This window comes from Pseudoalteromonas obscura (assembly GCF_030135505.1).
Lineage (GTDB): Bacteria > Pseudomonadota > Gammaproteobacteria > Enterobacterales > Alteromonadaceae > Pseudoalteromonas > Pseudoalteromonas obscura.
Genome location: NZ_JASJUT010000004.1, coordinates 113,360 through 125,976 on the forward strand (window position 1 = coordinate 113,360; position 12,617 = coordinate 125,976).

The 12,617-nt window shown below is 41.3% G+C and carries 10 protein-coding genes; 4 read left to right on the forward strand and 6 right to left on the reverse strand.

Annotated features, from left to right (window positions below; genetic code table 11):
- Positions 1-113 precede the first annotated feature (113 nt).
- Positions 114-1,757 carry a DUF6794 domain-containing protein gene (locus QNM18_RS11875; protein ID WP_284137347.1) on the reverse strand — a complete coding sequence of 548 codons (1,644 nt, stop codon included), beginning with the start codon at positions 1,755-1,757 and terminating at the stop codon, positions 114-116.
- A 231-nt stretch (positions 1,758-1,988) separates the two neighbouring features.
- Here QNM18_RS11875 and QNM18_RS11880 point away from each other — a divergent pair, with 231 nt between their 5' ends.
- Entirely contained in the window at positions 1,989-3,017 is a 1,029-nt protein-coding gene (locus QNM18_RS11880) for a fibrinogen-like YCDxxxxGGGW domain-containing protein (RefSeq protein ID WP_284137348.1), read from the forward strand.
- A gap of 353 nt (positions 3,018-3,370) precedes the next feature.
- On the opposite strand, the gene QNM18_RS11885 is transcribed toward QNM18_RS11880, so the two are convergent.
- The 3 genes from QNM18_RS11885 to QNM18_RS11895 form a co-directional block, all read right to left on the reverse strand.
- Positions 3,371-3,964, reverse strand: a complete 594-nt coding sequence (locus QNM18_RS11885; RefSeq protein ID WP_284137349.1) for a hypothetical protein — start codon at positions 3,962-3,964, stop codon at positions 3,371-3,373.
- 186 nt (positions 3,965-4,150) lie between these two features.
- The gene (locus QNM18_RS11890) at positions 4,151-4,405 is read right to left on the reverse strand and encodes a helix-turn-helix domain-containing protein (protein ID WP_023400852.1); all 255 of its coding nucleotides are present in this window, start codon (positions 4,403-4,405) and stop codon (positions 4,151-4,153) included.
- 825 nt (positions 4,406-5,230) lie between these two features.
- Positions 5,231-6,019 carry a hypothetical protein gene (locus QNM18_RS11895; protein ID WP_284137350.1) on the reverse strand — a complete coding sequence of 263 codons (789 nt, stop codon included), beginning with the start codon at positions 6,017-6,019 and terminating at the stop codon, positions 5,231-5,233.
- 613 nt (positions 6,020-6,632) lie between these two features.
- Between QNM18_RS11895 and QNM18_RS11900 the strand changes: the two genes are divergently transcribed.
- The 3 genes from QNM18_RS11900 (at position 6,633) to QNM18_RS11910 (ending at position 10,661) form a co-directional block, all read left to right on the forward strand.
- Complete coding sequence (locus QNM18_RS11900) at positions 6,633-8,690, forward strand: NHL repeat-containing protein (protein ID WP_211011367.1); 2,058 nt, start codon at positions 6,633-6,635, stop codon at positions 8,688-8,690.
- 75 nt (positions 8,691-8,765) lie between these two features.
- On the forward strand, positions 8,766-9,011 hold the full coding sequence (locus QNM18_RS11905; RefSeq protein WP_211011366.1) for a hypothetical protein: 246 nt from the start codon (positions 8,766-8,768) through the stop codon (positions 9,009-9,011).
- Positions 9,012-9,023: 12 nt separating this feature from the next.
- The gene (locus tag QNM18_RS11910) at positions 9,024-10,661 is read left to right on the forward strand and encodes a methyl-accepting chemotaxis protein (protein WP_284137351.1); all 1,638 of its coding nucleotides are present in this window, start codon (positions 9,024-9,026) and stop codon (positions 10,659-10,661) included.
- 440 nt (positions 10,662-11,101) lie between these two features.
- Here the strand turns inward: QNM18_RS11910 and QNM18_RS11915 are convergent, their stop codons facing one another.
- A complete protein-coding gene (locus QNM18_RS11915; protein WP_211011364.1) occupies positions 11,102-11,701 on the reverse strand; it encodes a hypothetical protein in 600 nt (199 codons plus the stop codon).
- A gap of 9 nt (positions 11,702-11,710) precedes the next feature.
- On the reverse strand, positions 11,711-11,977 hold the full coding sequence (locus tag QNM18_RS11920; RefSeq protein WP_284137352.1) for a hypothetical protein: 267 nt from the start codon (positions 11,975-11,977) through the stop codon (positions 11,711-11,713).
- Positions 11,978-12,617 lie beyond the last annotated feature (640 nt).

Below are 12,617 nucleotides of genomic sequence, written 5' to 3' on the forward strand. Positions count from 1 at the left end.
TGAGACCACCAACTCAGTATTGTCATAATCAAAAACAGCTGTCATATAAAAGCTAACTTCTCTACTTCATTGCAAGCTATCTAAGTGTATTAGCAATAATGCCAATTTTTGAATTAGTTATGGCCTATCAGATAAGGTTTATTTACTATTTCGGGTAAATAAAAGTCAAATGATGACCCATTGTTCATTAACAAATATACACCATCATGTCGATCACCGAGGATAAAACTACCATCGTTAAATTTACCCAGTCGCTGTGGTTTTATATGGTAGTTATATTGGGGAGCTGCTGTATAAGGAGCTCTATTCATGCCAAGTGGGTAATCAAAATAAACAACAGGTGTTATCTCATTATTTTGCACTGTGACAATACCATTGGAAGAGGCTAAGTACATAACTTCATCTGAAATCAATATGGCACTTGTTGGTAAAAGTGCTTGCCAATGTATTTGGTGCTCCGTAGAAATGGTTTTTTGAGGAGTTAGATTGTTGAAAATAGACGCAAACTTGGTATCACCACTTTTACTGAGCTTGACCAGTGTCCCGTTGTTTGGCGTGCCAATCCAAAGGTTGTCGTGGTTATCAATGGCTATATTACTGATGTTTACGGCTCGTCTGCCAATGTATTTATGCACAAAAAACTTTTTTGCACTTTCAATGTCCGTTTCTGTTAACTTAAGTCGGTATAAATCGGTTTCATTACCTGTATCTTCTATCTGAAAATAAACTGCATTGTTAAACAATAGCGGTGTTGCACTTCTTTGCGGAAAGAAAAATTCATCAGCTTGATGGTTGCCATAGCCGTCAGAGTCGAACTCAGGATATTGTCGCGTACTTGAAGCAGCTTGAAATAGTTGAGTTAGCTTGTCTGATCCCAAGGTATAAATGGCGTCTTGGGAGACAATGATTAATCCTGTTTTGCTTTTACCCAGTCGCAACCAGTCAAACTGAGTGGGTAAGTGTAATGTCTGCCGTGTTGAAGGTGCTTTCGGTTGGGTGGTGATAATTGACCACTCGGTATTTTCTTTACATAGCCATTGGGCCTGATTTCCACGCACGATGACATCGTGAATTTCTGGGCAGCCTTGAACCGAGACAGGCGAGAGCTGCGTTGACTTGGCGGATATAAAATAAATCCCATCATGCCAGATATTTTTAGGGATTTTTCTCCAGCCTTTGACTGTGACAATAAAGCCACTATCGTAGGGCTCAAGTCCCCAGACATCTTTATTATTTGGCTGTTTTGGTAGCAGAGCTTTGGGGGCTTGATGTGTTTTCCATTGCCACCCCAGCATGGCAGATTTTCGTCTGATATATCTTTTTTGCTCCTTTAAAAGGTACTTTTTATGAAGTATTTCAATCTCTTGTTGAGACTGTTGATAGATGTGGAGCTGTTTATCGACCTCCCATGGAAGACCATTAAGTTCGCGATGCAAGCTTTTGATAATAATACTGCTCATATTGTCAGGGTGACGAATATCACGCTGCGTAAACCATTGAGCAAGCGGCGACTTAGACCAAAGACCCAGTGAGTTTCTGAGGCCAGCTCCAAAGCCATGGTGATACTTAGCTAAGTCTGGTTCTGTAGTATTTTTCAGTGCGGCTAAATCCTCAGGCGGTAGCCTAGATTGAAGTATTAAAATAGCTTCTTTCAAGTTTTCTGGTGTTTGCTCTGTGGTTTGGAAAACGGTGGTGGCACAGCTACTGGTGAACAAAATCAAAGATATGATGATCAATTGGATAAACACTCTTTTCATGAATAAAGCCATGCGTATTATTGTTATTTCTTGATTTTATTACTGTGAAATTAAGACTTCAAGAGGCTGTTACGCGGCTTAAAAAGTGCGCTTTATTGCAATGATTTATTGATGTCTCTGGTATTTAAGAAGCCAATATTACATACTCGCGACTAGCAGTTTTACTCGAGATAAAACTGCTTAGGAAGCATAGCCACGTATTACTTTGGCTACTTAAATTAGGAATATTTAATGAAAAATATCAATAAACTTACCGCTTTTGCTCTGCTCATGCCGACAGTCGTTTTTGCCACAGAGAATAACTTTTCTGGTGACTATCAACTTCATTTAGATACTGTTCATGATGGACAGCTTGTTAACGAAACAACAGTTGATCTGGCCGTGAAGGGCACTAGAGCGCACTTTGTGGCGAGCGAGTCCGAACTGATCCTGTCAGGAGAAGCCAGTGTCAATGCGCTCAATATCAAATTCCAAACCAGTGATTTACTTTCTGGTGAATTGCGCTACTTTGCAGGATCGCTCAGCGACTCTGGTGTTTACCAAGGCAGCTGGCATAGTAATACCGGAGCCAGTGGTGATTGGCGTTTCAATCATAATCCGGCAGCGAGTTTTGAGACTTGCAAGCAAGTTTTAGATGCAGGTTATAGTGTCGGTGATGGTGTGTATAAATTGCTAAATGAGTCTGGTGAGCAACAGTCATTTTATTGTGATATGACCACAGATGGTGGTGGCTGGACATTAGTCGGTAGTTACCCTAAAACTCAGCCCGGTGGTATTGCTCGCATCTCTGATTATGGCACAACACCTGAAACCAGCCCTAATGACCCAAGCTCACTATTTCTCTATCAGCAAGACTTGAGCAAGTTTCGTGATACTAGAGAGCAAGTTGCCTGTGCTGGTGCAAATTGTGTAAGTGGCAAGACTGTTTATGCTGACAATTTATCAACCTATGATTTGAATTTGATCCGAAGTGCGTGGGGCTATTTAGATCGTGTGGAGCATATGCCTAAGGTTGCAGATATTCCAAGTTGCAGAACAGATTACAACGACACAACAACGCTAGTGTCGAGCTGCGTTTTACCTACTTATTTAACGTGGGCAAACAACTCTCATCAAGTTGGCTGGCAGGTTGACCCGCACGGTCCAACTCATTGCTGGGTTGCACGAGGTACCTATGCGTCTGGAGCAATTGGCTCTGGTTTATGTGCAAGTAAAGTGGAGCCAAATGGCACCCGCTTTGCGCTATTGTGGATGAGGTAAGTAATTACCTATGATCAAAGGGGTCAGAGTCATTGATCCCTTCCAATCAATAGGGTCAGAGCTATTCTTTCTGAATAAGTAGCTTTGAAACCCTCATTGGGCTTTATGGTATAGCGACGAATAATGATTATAAAATCTGAACAAAGTGAGGGGTTTTATTGAATGCAGGTGATCGATCCTTATGGCAACTTAGCTGTTTCCATATGGGCTTAGCTTGTATCAATATACTTGTGGAATGTAAGAACAACTCGCCCCTGGGAACAGAGGTATTTGACCTCTGCACCAGTTTTGTCTTACCGACAATGGTTTTTTTGGGGCGTCTAAATGCTATGTGTGATATGAAAAGTAATAAATCACTGCGCCTTGACTTTAATTTCACTTCTGATGGAATGCACTACCATAGAAAGCAATGTTCCACAGGTCAAAGCCCATGCTAAATAGATTAAAGTCTCGTGACTGCTATAAACTAAAATAAGAGATGGGAGTTCAAATACATTTCTCAAGGTGTATTCAATCATCGCAGCAAGGTAAACGAGCGATGTATATAAAAATATCCAGTGAAATATCCCATCAAAATAAGTGAGCTCAACCTTCGCAGACTTTGATATTTTCCTTGATATTTGTACTCGAAATATAAATATTGCTACGGCAGTTAAGCTAATAATCATCTGTATACCATATATGAGTATTCCATGAACGATTTTATTAATGTCGATGGCTTTAAGGCTGATTATTCCATAACCAAATATTATGTATTCAGATAAATTAATTAGTATCAAAAATATTGAAACGTGAATAATGTTGGGGTCTTTTTTAATAAATCCATATAAAAGAGCCGGTAAAATAGTTATTAGATAGATTTCCGTAACTACTTTTGGATTGCCGATCAATGTGTAAAATACTGAAATAGATATAATTGTCAGAACAATTAGTTGCGAAGGCTTCATACTAATTACCTTTTTTCTCCTGTTTTGGTTTTTTGGGAGAGAGAAGATCAGTGCTTATTTTGGCTGAAGAAGGGTCAACTGGCTTCCAAGGGCCGCCACCATGTATTTGCGTACACAATTCTAATTTAAGGGAGGAAAACCGCTGACTGGCTGAACATACCTTTTTGCTCATAATAAAATTTATCATCATTCTTCATCCTGTAACTTTGATTCAGTTTGGCCATTTACTTCATCATGTATCATCTTTATTTGATTTAGCAATGATTTCGAGTCTATCTTACAATACATAAGCCACTTAAAGAAATGCCCAGTCCTAGGTTCTCCAACTCCAAGCTCGTAATTGCTTACCGTTTCTCTGGTGATTTTTAGCTTGTCGGCCATTTCTTTTTGGGTTAGCCCTGCTTTTTTCCTCATCGCCTTGAGGTCATCTCCACTTACCACCGTTTTTTTCCTTGCTAACTTGAAAGCCTTATACACTTCAATTATGTACGATATATTAACAAAAATGCTTCATAAGTAAACAGTGTCATTAGTCCCTTTTTTAGTATTCTTGCCGATTTGATTTTGTCTGCCTTTAAAATTTAGATGTGAAACTCAACAACTGAATAATATGAAAAATTGAATCAATGCGCCTTCCTCCTTTGAAATTTAAGATATTTCTGAAATTTACCTTCAATATTGATAGGAAGAACCTGAAGCACCTAAACGATATGGCTAATAACATGGGGTAAGCATCAAGCAAATTTAAAACGTACTTGAAACGCAACATATTAAAATAAATAGCAAAAACTCACTGGTTGATGGCTAAAGGAGAAGGACTGTTTACTACGCTTTGGGCGTATAGCTGAATACAACTAAATCTAATAGAACCCTGCTAGCCTGGGTAGACTACTATTTGCAATTCTTAAGTAGGTAAGACAAAAAATTTATGCAAGGTGCTGAAATTTATTGCTTTATTTCCCTTTGTTTTTAAGCTGTCGACTAAGAGGAAACCCCTCAATTAGGCTGAGAACCATTCAGTAGTTTTAAATTATTAGAGAACAAAACTAATCGCGAACAGACGGAAAGCCTGCTTTATGCAAGCGGGATGATTTGGCTAACCTTCATGAAATAACAGGGCTATTTTCTTTTTATTGAACCGATAAACGAAATAGTCAGTTACTTAGAGTCTGGTAAAAATTAAAGCAAAATGCTCTGAGTGAAACAAATGAACAGTCAATATCAGTCAAAGGGAGCAGCAGTGCTGATCCCTTTTGTTTAATATATTTAATTCGCCGTTTGTTGTGTATTTGTGGTGGAGGCGAATCGGCTTTCTAGACGTTCTAATTGTTCAGCTAAAGCATTTTGCGTAATTTCAAGCTGGGCAATGCTACTGCCAATCTCTACTTGCTTAGCATTGCTGCCACGCGACTGAGATTTTAATTGATCTAAATCGGTATTAATTGACGTTAACTGATTTTTCAGCGCTTCAGCGGCCTGTAACTGTTCTTCTAAAAGAGATAGTTTGAATACTAAATCCGTTTGACTTTGTGCGAGTGTGTCTACTTTTGCTGCCACGCCTGATTGGGTGTTGACGTGTTTTGTTTGGTTGCTGGCAATGTTGCTCGTCTGTTCTTTTAGCTTTTTGATGTCAGACTGATTTCTTCTCCATGCTGAGGCCCAGAGTTTATCCATTTGAGACCACAGTTCATCGGTACGTTCGCTCAGCGCCTTCAAGTTTGCTTGTATAGCACCTGCGGACAAGCCCATTTCTTCTCCAGTCGCAGATAACGTACGTTCAAGCTCCGCAATTCGCTTGGTTGATTCGAACAATTGCGCCTGCATTGCTTGGTTTTGTTGATAGAGTCCATATATTCCCGCAGTCAATGTGATAATAGCTGCGGTGCCCACCCAAGTCATAACCCCAGCTTTTTTGGTTTGCCCTATTTTGTGTTCAGGGTCTTGCTGTGGCAAAGGCGCTTTATTATTAGATGGATTGAGGGACTGTTTAAAGGTTTCAACCTGATCTAAGTCGGGCGTAATACTGGGTAATTCAGGTTCGATTCTTTTATCCAACGCTCTTTCCTCTTTTGGGTTCTCTATGGAATTGAGGCAGCTTACTTGAAAACAGCTTAGGATGGAATCTACAAATTAGACGTGTGAGACACGTTGATTGATTATTCCGCTCAATGACAAAAAATGAACACCTCTGCGCTGGCAAGGGGGCTTGTGCGTTGACTATTTTGCACAGCTTATGTGAAGGTTCAGGTCCCTAATAAATTATCACTAGTGTGGAGTTATGAATTCATCTAATTGTTGTCAGTGCACTGGTTAAGTATTGAATTAGAATAGAAGTTGTCAATATGAATAATATTAATAACTCCATCTTGCGCTGTACCGAACAATAGAACCGGATTTTCAATCATAATATCTTCTTAAAAGTAGCCCACAGGCCTTGTCATTAAAGCATTTCTTCTCCGTTTTGGGGAGGTCGCAGCAAAAATACAAATGTGAATTTTTTAATAAATACGATTTTTCCAATGTGACTTACTGGCGAGTAATTTTCTTCCTGCTACTTTTTGGTATGAAACAGTAAAAAAATCGTAATGATAATTAATTACACCAAGGATCTGCTCGAACGTATCGGCAGAAGCTTGACTAAACGGACTCTTTTTACAGGCTAGGTACTATGGGGATCTCATACCACAGTTATATTGGTACAACTGTTGACCAGTTGCCACAACTACCGTGTTCGACAATAGGACACCTTTCTCTCAGCACTCCAGTTGGGAGCTGTGTCGACAAATTTGGCCGTGTATGGCTTGCTGACACGGCGCACAATCGCGTGTTGGTATTTGATTCAGACATGGATCAAATATTGGCCAGTTTTGGCACGGTCGGTACTGGGCCTGAGCAATTCAATATGCCCTTTAGGTTACTTGCGCACCCGGATAAAAACTGGGTATATGTGACAGATATTGGTAATTTCAGAGTTCATATACTGGAATACACCGAGCGTTTAGAGATCAAGCCAGTTAAGATATTTGGCGACGAACCAGAAGTTGCACTTCGGGGCCCTAACGGTATTGTTGTCCACGATGGGAAATTGTGTGTTGCTGATGAGTTTTATGAAGGGCAACAAAGTCAATCTCGATTAGTGATCTTTAGCGAAGACGGCAAGTTTGAGCGGTCGATTGAAGAGATTGTGCCAGAAAAAGGAGGAGATCCTGTACATCTTTTGTGGCCTCAGGGGCTGAGTTTAGATAAAGCTGGCAATATTTACATTTCGAACACTGGCTTTGCCACTGTGGTGCGCTGTAACTGGCAAGGCCAAGGTGTGGAATTTAGCGCAACAGGAAAATGTTACATCGATGGCTTGGCTTTGTCACGCGGGGTGTCAGTGATCCAAAATCGCGTGCTTATTCCCGGGGGGTTACCCAATGCTATCTCAGTGTATGATTTAAATGGCCAGTTTATGGGTAGCTTAGATGGTTTTTTTGCGCCAGTTCAAATTACGGAATTTACAGGTACAAACACTTTACTAATTACTGAACCATTTTTGGCATCTCTGCAAAAGCATACGGTGAATTTGGCCACCCTCAAAGGGGGAAAGTCGCGTGCAACCAAAGTGCTTAAGTCTGTGGGTGATGAGCGTGATAACCCCGGGCAGCTGCATTTTGTGACCTCGGTTGTGGGAGATGTGACGAATACGCAATCTAGTTACTCAAGCAATGCGCCCCTTTTTGAGCATTGGGTTGAACACCAACTTGCCCTGCAAGATCAGTTACTAAAAGTGATGCAGCCTCCTGGGTTACCATCATGGCTAAGTATCGCGTTGTCTGCGCAAACGGAATGGGTGCAAAGGTGGCAGCAAACCATGGTGCGTATTTTTCTAAATGATAAGTTTGAAGATCCAGAAGATTTATTGTGGATGATGGACTCAGGAAACTATCAATTGCAAGCCACGGAAGATGGCAAGAGTGATTCCGCTAGGCCTATTAGCTTGCCAATGTTACCAGGTTCGCTGGGGATCGCTTCTTTAACACCATCAAAACCACTGCCAGGACAGTTAGATCCTGAGGTGCCTTTACTGGTAGTAAGCAACTATTTAAGTGGCATTGTCACCATATTGCAGTATAACGACAGGCTTGGAGAGCTGGTGCCATACACCGTTTTTGGTGGGCTGGGCACAGGAGATGAGCAGCTTAACCAACCGCAAGGTATCGCAATAGATCCTACCAATAATGACATTCTAATTGCTGACTCGGGAAACAATCGTATTTGTCGCTGGCGATTGTCTGATACGGGTGGTCCATTTTTAGTCCATACATTTGGTCAATTAGGGTCAGAGCACGGTGAATTTCACACGCCATCAGATATTACCGTCGATGCACAGGGTACGTGTTTTATCACAGACCAAAACAACAATCGAATAGAAGTATATGATCAGCAAGGGAAATGGCTCCGCAGCTTTGGTCAGGAAGGATACGGCACAGACAGCGAAAACTTCTTGCTACCAACCAGTATTGATCATGAAAACGGGTATTTATTTGTTTCGGATTTGGTTAACCGAGCAATCAAGGTTTTCACCTGCTCAGGTGAGTATATGGAATCGTTCAGTGGGTTTGGCGCAGATCGAGAAAAAGGCCAGCTTTGGCTCCCTTATCTGCTACACGTCAAAAATAGTAAGGTTTATTTGCCGGATTGTGCACTGAACAGAGTAAACGTTTATCAATTTAACATTTAACAAGGACTGTACATACGCTATGGCTGGACGTGATAGACAAACATAGCAAAGTGTACAGGAGAGGCCGGGGGAATTATGGATAGTGTATTTAAGCGTGCGCAGGGCAAGAAGCTGTCACATCGCAAATCACAAGATTCAAAAAGGGTCTGCCAAAAGTCTGAAGCGGACTCAAAGCAGTTATTGCAACAGTTTCAAGATGTGATCAAACATGTTGAAGACAATGCTAAAGATGAGGGATCGTGCAAAGATGCGCTGCGTCGCTTATACACCAGCCATGAATCCAGCTTTTCTGCTAAGAAAGTGACTGGTCCGCATGAGTAATGAGGAGGCATCATGAACTTTTCAATTCATAATGCACCAATTAGTACACGTGCTTGGATGATAGTCGTGTTATTTGCAATGGGGCTTTTCGCTAATTCTTTGCTGGATGCTCATAACACCAACAAGCATATGCGTGCTAACTATGAATACGGTGTGCAGCTGATCATTGAGAGCGCACTCGGTGTTATCAACCATTACTATGAACAAAGCAGAAGTGGCGTGCTCAGTGAAGAAGAAGCGAAGCGCTTGGCCTTAGTGGCTATTTCTGCAATGCGCTTTGACAACGGCAACTATATTTTTGTGGCTGATAAGGAAGGGATACAGCTGGCCTCTGGTTTAAAGCACCTGCTTGGTACGAATATTTTGCCGCTCAAAGATGGCAATGGAAAGTTATTTGTGGAAGAGCTTTATGCGACCGGAAAAAGTGGGGGGGGATTTGTTGAATATCTTTGGAAAACCTCACCTGATGCAACGGAATTGACACCAAAAACCAGTTACGCTGACTATTTTCACGAGTGGGATTGGATGATTGGCACTGGTATCAATATTGCAGCGTTAGAGGAAGATATCGAGCAATCTCAGATGATATCCCTGATGAACGTCGTTATGGTGTTGGCGGTGTTATCTACCTTGGTGATTTATTTCATTAGAAGTATAACTAAACCAATTAAAAGCACTGTGTCAGCAATGCGCGATCTTGCGAGTGGTGAAGGGGATTTAACTCAGCGTTTGAAAGAAGAAGGCAGTCAAGAGCTGATCGATTTAGCTCAGTATTTTAATCGCTTTGTGGGTTCTATTCAGGACATTATGCTCAGCGTCAGTGCCGCAGGAACACAGCTGGCTGATTCTGCTACTCGGTTGTCATCGTCCGTTTCAACTGTGGATATGAATTTGAATCAGCAACGCAGTGATACGGAAGAGCTTGCTGGGGCAATGAATGAGATGCTCGCAGCGGTGACTGAAGTATCGGGCAGAACGGTAGACGCATCAGAATTCAGTGTGAAAGCGGCCAAACAAACAGAGCAGAGTTTAGAGATCATTGAGTGTAACATTCAAAAGTCTCAACTTTTGGCAGAAGATATTGGGGAAGCGAGTCAGGTCATTGCTCAACTGGCTGCGGATAGTCGCAATGTCGATACCGTCCTTGAGGTGATCCGAGGTATTGCTGAGCAAACCAACCTGTTGGCATTAAATGCAGCCATTGAAGCTGCACGGGCAGGAGAAGCTGGGAGAGGTTTTGCTGTGGTTGCTGATGAAGTGCGCACTTTGTCATTGCGCACGCAGGAATCAACCATTGAGATTCAAACGATTATTGAGAAGTTACAGGCTGGCGCTGAGCAAGCGGTAGAAGTGATGAGTAAAGGCGCTGAAAAAGCGTCCAATACGTCGGAGATATCGTCATCAGCGGGAGAGGCGCTTAACGAGATAGCGCAAGAGGTTCATGCTATCCAAGGCATGAATCAGCAAATCTCTGCGGCTACGGAACAGCAAACCATGACGGTCAATGGTATCAATCAAAATGTTGCCAATTTGAATGACGGTTCCACTTCGTTGGCTGGTGAATCGACCTTAATGGCGACAGCCAGTGAAGAGCTAAGTCAGGTTTCTGAGGACATGATGAGGATGATAAATCGCTTTAAGTTAGCGTAATGCCGCGAAAAAAATGGGTTGTTAGGTGGATTGACTTGGCACAAGCCTTTGAATAGACCCTAACAACCTAAGCGCATTGAATAAGACGTTTTGTACATTAATGCAGCTTAAACACGGTTACGAGTAGGCCCATTTCCCCACCCTATCACCCTGAATTGGGTCAGGAGACATTACTCGAAACGGTATTTGATCTGGCCAATCCTTTTTATATCAAACTTATACCGACAAAATGCAGTGGCAGTTTCATGACTCGCGACGTAGCTTAATCAAGCACTATCGGCAGTCACCGAGTTGTCCTTCTTGGTTAAGTGCACAATAATGAATTGCACACTATGAGATGACTTTACCTCAGGCATGTTGCAACGCCAAAGTAGCAATTAACGGCAACAAAAAACCAGATAGAGATCTGGTTTTTTGCCATTTCTAGGTATGTGTGTTGATTAAGAAAGCTTACGTTCTTGAGGAGGGGTTAATTTAGGCGCGCAAATTAACATGGTAAGCAGAGCGCCACAGCAGAGCGCCCATGCAATGTAAATCAGTCCTTCAAAATTGTCATAAATCAATGTCCAAGACTTCATATTGAAATAAGACCAAGCAATGTTTTCTAGCAGTGTTAACAAGTTTACAATTGCCATGTAGATGAATAACCAATGAAAAACACCATCAAAATTAGTGAGTTTTATGTTTGTTGAATTGGACAAAAGTCGTGACAATTGCACTCTGAATATTAATACAAGGGCTGTGGTAACAGTAAAAAAGATTTGTACACCATAAATAATGCTACCTTGAAGCAACGTGTTTTCAGCAACTGTCACGTGGTTAATAATACCAGACTCGAAAATGATTATCTCAATCCCAGTTAAAGCTAAAATAAACCCTGCTATATGAATTACATTGATCTCTCTTATGTAGATGCCATAGCCTATACATATAGTTAACAGGCTAATATAAATTGGCGTCACTAGGCGCTGGTCCCATAATTGGATATAAAAAAAAGCCAGAGAGGCGATACTTAGCAAGATTAAATTTGAAAGCTTCATTAGTTATCCTTATTTCAGCTTATCAATCGTGATAGGGATACTACCAAATTGCCGTTGTGCTGTTCTTGGTGCTTTGTAAGCTGTATTGCCTCCCGATATCGAGACGCAAGCACTGATGGTGAGGTGCTGTCCTCCTTTGAATTGAGAGGCGGTAAACTTGTCTTTGATTGAGCTTTCCTTTGATGGGCCATAAGCACCTATTCCATCAGATACCGAGTCACGGCTAGTTAAACCAAGGGTTTGCAGTTTTCGAAGATTTCTAAAAGGGGAGTTCATTGCTGTTTATCCTTTACGTTTTGTATATCAAGCTACCACTGATGTCATAACATATTTCAGCTTACTTAATGTGTCGAGAGGCGTTGGTTTTTTCATGCTTACTCGCCCGTCAGCATTTGACGAGTATGTTCGAAAGAGCTGTCAGGCTTCACCGTAGCAAATGTATCAGTATAAGCATTATCAGGCTGTGATTGTCTGATAGGTTTTACCTCACAGTTTTTGCGGGTTAGGAGGCGATTTTTAACTATCCAAGTAATTGAAGTGTTTAATTTATATAAAAATATACGAGGTAATATTTCGTTCATTCTTCGTCATCCTGTAACTCAGGCCTAGTGAGAGCATTTCTAATGGGCCTTACATGATTAAGTAAAGACTTAGTATTTAGCTTGCAGTGCAATATCTAAAAAGGTTTAAACTTTATCGAATTCATACTCTGCTCATAGTTACCAATTGTTTTTCTACCACATCCTAACTTTTTTGCCATTGGCTTTTGAGATATAACAGCGATTATATTAATTTCTTTCCAGCAACCGCTATAACTCTCGCTTCTACTCTTGCTTTATTGCGATGTGAGGGTTGATATGCATCAATTGAGTACTCTGCATTAACAACTTTGTACCAAAACAGAAACAAGAGTGAG